The sequence below is a fragment of the Longimicrobium sp. genome (assembly GCF_036280135.1).
Classification (GTDB): Bacteria; Gemmatimonadota; Gemmatimonadetes; order Longimicrobiales; family Longimicrobiaceae; genus Longimicrobium.
The window spans coordinates 1-5,103 of the sequence record NZ_DASURI010000953.1; the positions used below are offsets into that span (position 1 = coordinate 1).

The following is a 5,103-nucleotide window of genomic DNA, read 5'->3' on the forward strand; positions in this document are numbered from 1 at the left end:
CCGTCCCTCATCAAACGTCCCGCGAAAAGCGTCATCCTGAGGAGCCGCCGCGCGATCCTGCCCTCCGCGCGAGCCATGGCGGCGACGAAGGATCTTGTGTGCGATACTCGAAGCCCGGCTTGCGCGCGCGGTGCTCGCCCACCGCCGGCGCATCCCGTCCCTCATCAAACGTCCCGCGAAACGCGTCATCCTGAGGAGCCGCCGCGCGATCCTGCCCTCCGCGCGCTCCATGGCGGCGACGAAGGATCTTGCGTGCGATACTCGAAGCCCGGCTCTCGTGCGCGGTGTTCGCCCACCGCCGGCGCGTCCGTCCCTCATCAAACGTCCCGCGAAAAGCGTCATCCTGAGGAGCCGCCGCGCGATCCTGCCCTCCGCGCGAGCCATGGCGGCGACGAAGGATCTTGCGTGCGAGACTCGGAGCCGGCTCCCGCCCACCGGGCCGGCCCCCAGCGCGAGCATCCCTTTACCGATCGCGATCGGGTGGATGATGCGCACGCGCAGCCCTCCGCGTCCGACGCTGCCATCGTGCCTCTTCGAAAAAACGCGGATCCCGTCCCCTCGCCGAAAGCAGCCCCTTTACCAAGGGACGCCGTCTCCCTGCTGATTCCTCCGGTCCGCGACCGGCCGTCGCGTGGCAGAACCCATGCGCTTCCAACCTCCCCCAGCAGTTTTGGGGGAGGTGCGAGCCTAAGCGAGCGGAGGGGGCGCTCGCGCGGACTCTGCCACCGCTCGCAAGTTCCGCATAGATTCCCAAGCGCAGTCGACTCGGCAGAACCATCTGTCGGGCAGACGCGGACGCACCGGCAACGAGCAGCGAGCGGAGCATGGGGGCATCACACGACAACCTGCTGGGCACGTTCCTCAAGGACAGGCGCGCGCGGCTGGACCCAGCGGCGTTCGGGTTCACCGCGCGGCGCCGGCGCACGCCGGGGCTGCGGCGCGAGGAAGTAGCCCAGCGCGCGCAGGTCAGCGCGACGTGGTACACATGGCTCGAGCAGGGCCGCGGCGGCGCGCCCTCCGCCGACGTCCTGGAGCGCGTCGCGGGCGCGCTGATGCTTACCCCGGCCGAACGCGAGCACCTGTTTCTCCTCGCCCACGGTCGCCCGCCCGAGGTGCGCCATCAGCCGTCCCCGCGCATCACGCCGCAGCTACAGCGCGTGCTGGACGCGCTGCCGCTGAGCCCGGCCTACGTAAAGACGTCCGCGTGGGACGTGGTCGCCTGGAACCGCGCCGCGGCCGCCGTGCTGACGGATTACGGCGCGCTCGCCCCCGGGCAGCGCAACATCCTCCGCATGCTCTTTCACGATCCCAAGGTCCGCGCCAACCGGCCCAACTGGGAAGCCTCCGCGCGCCTGGGCGTGGCCACGTTCCGGCTGGAGACCGCCCGGTCCGGCGCCAGCGAGCAGGCGCGGGCGCTGGTCGATGAGCTCAGCCGCTCCAGCCCGGAGTTCGCGGCCCTGTGGCGTGACAACGACGTCCGCACGCATGGCGAGGGCACCAAGCACATCGAGCACGCCACCGGCACCATCACCCTCGACTACTCCTCCTTCGCCGTGGACGACCAGCCCGACCTGGGACTGGTCATCTATACGCCGTCCACCCCCGCGGACCTGGAGCGCGTCCGGTCGCTCGTCGCCAGTTGAGCCGCATCGGCCGGCGTCCGCCGGCGCGCATCCGGGTAGCGGCCATACCGGTATAACGTCACGGCTTTTTCTCCGTCCGCCATCCGTCCATCTTCCGGCCTCCGAAAGCGTCGAGATCACTCAAGGAGGCGGACGATGCGGGTGTTCGTAACGGGGGCCACGGGCTTCATCGGGTCGGCGATCGTGCCCGAGCTGCTCGCGGCGGGGCACGAGGTGGTGGGACTGGCGCGCAGCGACGCGGCGGCGGATGCGCTGGCACGGCAGGGCGTCGCGGCGCACCGGGGCGAGCTGTCGGACGTGGAGAGCCTGACCGCGGCGGCGCGGGCGTGTGACGGCGTGATCCACACCGCGTTCATCCACGACTTTTCGCGGTTCGCCGACAACGCGGCCATCGACCGACGCGCCGTGGAGGCCATGGTGGACGCGTTGGAAGGCTCGGGCAAGCCGCTCGTCGTGACGTCGGGCACGGCGATGCTCGGCGCCGGCCGCACGCGCACGGAGGAGGATTCGCCCGCGACGGACAGTCCGGGCGCCCACCGCGCGGCCACGGAAGGTGTGGTGATGGATGCCGCCCGGCGCGGCGTGCGGGCCATGGTCCTGCGCCTGCCGCCGTCCGTCCACGGCGCGGGCGACCACGGCTTTGTCCCCGCGCTCATCGACTTCGCCCGGCGCGCGGGCGTGGCGGCGTACGTGGGCGATGGCGAGAACCGCTGGCCCGCCGTGCACCGGCTGGACGCGGCGCGCCTGTACCGGCTGGCGCTGGAGAACGGGGCGCCCGGCGCGCGGGTGCACGGCGTGGCGGAGGAGGGCATTCCCATGCGCGCCATCGCCGAGACCATTGGCCTGGGGCTGGGGCTACCCGTCCGCGGCATCACACCGGACGAGGCGCCGGCGCACTTCCAGTGGATGGCCGGGTTCGCCACCATCGACAACCCTACGTCCAGCGTCCTCACCCGCGAAACGCTGGGCTGGCATCCGCGCGAGGCCGGCCTGCTGGACGACATGCGCGAGAGCGGCTATTTCTCCTGACGGCGAGGGCGCCAGGACGCCCACGGCTCTGCCACCCCCTGACGAGCGATGTTCATGATCGATGCGGCCCGCCGGATCCAGGCCTCCATGCGCGGCAAGGCGGGGATCGCCCTGGCGAGCCTGGTGCTCGCGGCCGCGTCCGGCTGCGCGCGCGCGGCGCCCGCGACCGCTCCCGCGCCGGTGGACCGGGGCGGAGCCGTGCGCGCCATCGCCCTCTGCACGACGACGGAGGCGCAGCTGCGCGCCGCGCTGGGCGAGCCCACGCGTGACGGCCTGTTCCGGCGCGAGCGCATCCTCAGCTGGATCATCGACGAGGACGACGTGGTGCGTTACCTGGCCGTGATGCTGGACGCGCGCGGCGTCGTGGTGGACCTGGTGTGGGACATCCCGACGGAGATCCCCTGGACCCCCGCGAACCAGTGCGCGGCGGCGGGGCGGGGGACGAGCTGATCGAGTCCTGAACGCCGGGCTCGATCCACCTCATTCGGCCGGCGGGGAGCTCATGCTCTCCGCCGGTCCTGTATTTTCCGTATCTCGACACGCATCGCCCAAGGACGGGTTACACATCCGGCGCTCCGCACAGGACACCCTATCGATTCTTGCGGGGTGCGCTCACCTGCCCGGCAGATGGTCGGTTTGCGCCGGGAACCGTCCCCGTGCCGGCATGAACGCTGGGTGCGGGCGAGCCCGGTTGGGATGGGTGGAACCGTTTTACGACACTCTTGCATCTGGTGGAGCGGCGAGGTACTCTGTGGGCACACCCACGACACGTCCCACGGGGCGGCCCCCGTCCCTCTCGCTCCCATCCCCCGGAGTGCGTATGCCCCATCGCTGAATCCCGCCGTTTCCATCGCAGGAAAACCTATTCCAGGCGCCCGGTCGCGAACGCTCATGCCCCGCACGGGACCCTTTCCATCCGCGAAAGTCCCCGCCCCGGCCCTGGCCCCCCTTGGCTTCACCCGATCAAGGAAAGCTACTCCACATGACCCAGCTCTTCCGGGCTGCGGCGCCCCCCGCGGCCCCCGGCATCCCGTCCGGAGGCCGCGGCTCCAGACCGGTTCTCCACGGCGGCCTGGCCCGCGCGGCGGCGCTGCTCGCCCTTGCCGGGCTGGCCGGGTGCGCGGATTCGCTCACCGCGCCGGCCACCCGTCCCCTCGCGGAGCCGCGCATGGCGGTGTCCGCCGCCAACGTCGTGGGGCGGTACAGCCTCCCCATCGCCCCCAACTCGCTCACGGGCACCAGCACCCTGCCGTGGGGGGCCACGGGGATCGTCGTTCCGGCCGCCGGCAAGTACCGCATCCGCGTACAGGGCGCCGTGACCGTGTCGCAGTTCCCCACCTTTCCCGGGCCCTGCCCCCAGGGGGTGTTCACGGACTTCCTGGGCGAGTGGGGCCCCCAGGGCCGCCCCGCGCTGGGCAACTACCTGCGGGTGGCCGTCTTTACGCGCCAAGCCACGGACTGGGGATTCCCCCTCACGGAGATCGACGCCACCACGGTGGAGACGGAGCAGCAGCTCGAGGCCAACACGCCCATCTGGGTGGCGCGCCAGGGGCTGGGGGTGGAGGTGCGGTGCTCAGCCCACCCCGAGCCCATCCCCATGTTCGCCTTCAGCAGCGGGCAGGTGCTGACGGTGGAGCAGATCACCGATCCCATCCTGGAGTGCAAGGGCGCGGACGGCGCCAGCACCATCGAGCGCGGCAAGACGGTGCGCTGCGCCATCACCCCCGACAAGGCGTACAAGGTCCTGGGCCGTCGCTCCACGGGCACCGGCTTTACCATCGCCGAGGCTCCGGGCACCAGCCACGGCGCCAACACGGAGTACGTCTGGCAGGGATCGGCCGTGGCGGGCAGCCGCGTGAGCGTGGACCTGGAGCTCACGGGCGACGACGGCGCCGTGGAGCGCAAGACGTTCACGACCAGCTTTCACGTGTCGGCGCGCGACTGGCCCAAGCTCACGCTCAACGATCCCTCGGTGTCGATCGGCCTGCGCGAGATGGCGCCGTTCCCCAACCGCAAGAACGGCGTGCTGGGCAACGCGTTGGCGCAGATGAACTTCGACATCCTGGACCGCCACCCCGTCGCCCGTCCCAACGGCGGTCCCAACGGGGGGCTCATGTACCTGGCGGAGCCCTGGCCGGCCGTGGACTTCAGCATCGTGCTGCACCCCGGCCTGTACGGCGACGCCTCGGCGCCCGAGGCGGCCCGGCGGTGGCACGCGGACCAGAACGGGCGCGGCAGCGGCACCTGCACGCAGTCCGTGTTCGCCGCGCTGGAACCGGCGGTGCGCCGGCACGAGGGCGTGACCAAGGCGCCCAACTCGCACTGGGGCGTGGCGCAGAGCTACTTCCAGGGCAGCGAGACCGAGCAGCTGATGGAGAAGGTGTACCGCCAGACGACGGACGCGGGCCTCGTGCGGCAGGACGCGTTCAAC

4 protein-coding genes are annotated in these 5,103 nt (G+C 71.6%); all 4 read left to right on the forward strand.

The genetic code is table 11. The features are described from left to right. The first annotated feature begins 824 nt into the window (after positions 1-824). Positions 825-1,643: a helix-turn-helix transcriptional regulator gene (locus tag VFZ20_RS30685; RefSeq protein WP_329687785.1), complete on the forward strand. Its 819-nt coding sequence runs from the start codon at positions 825-827 to the stop codon at positions 1,641-1,643. Positions 1,644-1,778: 135 nt separating this feature from the next. After that, entirely contained in the window at positions 1,779-2,672 is an 894-nt protein-coding gene (locus VFZ20_RS30690) for an SDR family oxidoreductase (protein ID WP_329687786.1), read from the forward strand. 48 nt (positions 2,673-2,720) lie between these two features. Then, a complete protein-coding gene (locus VFZ20_RS30695; protein ID WP_329687787.1) occupies positions 2,721-3,122 on the forward strand; it encodes a hypothetical protein in 402 nt (133 codons plus the stop codon). Between the two features lie 532 nt (positions 3,123-3,654). Beyond that, the coding region (locus tag VFZ20_RS30700) for a hypothetical protein (protein ID WP_329687788.1) at positions 3,655-5,103 on the forward strand (1,449 nt) is incomplete at its 3' end.

Bases quoted from the DNA above. Each gene is read 5' to 3' on its own strand.
- VFZ20_RS30685 (WP_329687785.1), top strand. From the start codon at position 825: ATGGGGGCATCACACGACAACCTGCTGGGCACGTTCCTCAAGGACAGG.
- VFZ20_RS30695 (WP_329687787.1), top strand. From the start codon at position 2,721: ATGTTCATGATCGATGCGGCCCGCCGGATCCAGGCCTCCATGCGCGGC.
- VFZ20_RS30690 (WP_329687786.1), top strand. From the start codon at position 1,779: ATGCGGGTGTTCGTAACGGGGGCCACGGGCTTCATCGGGTCGGCGATC.